Consider the following 208-nt stretch of genomic DNA (forward strand, 5'->3'; position numbering starts at 1 on the left):
ACTTTCGGAATCTCGGTTGATTTCTTTTCCTCGGGGTACTTAGATGTTTCAGTTCCCCCGGTTCGCCTCGTTATGCTATGTATTCACATAACGATACTTACTTATGTAAGTGGGTTTCCCCATTCGGAAATCCCAGACTCAAATGGTTTTTACTACCTAATCTGGGCTTATCGCAAGTTAATACGTCCTTCATCGCCTCTGACTGCCA

1 rRNA gene is annotated in these 208 nt (G+C 43.8%); it reads right to left on the minus strand.

Features of this window, described 5'->3' with window-relative positions:
- Window positions 1-208, minus strand: a 23S ribosomal RNA gene (locus tag IQR33_RS15815); the annotation flags it as partial.

The sequence above is a fragment of the Vibrio sp. OPT46 genome, from assembly GCF_015163535.1.
Classification (GTDB): domain Bacteria; phylum Pseudomonadota; class Gammaproteobacteria; order Enterobacterales; family Vibrionaceae; genus Vibrio; species Vibrio alginolyticus.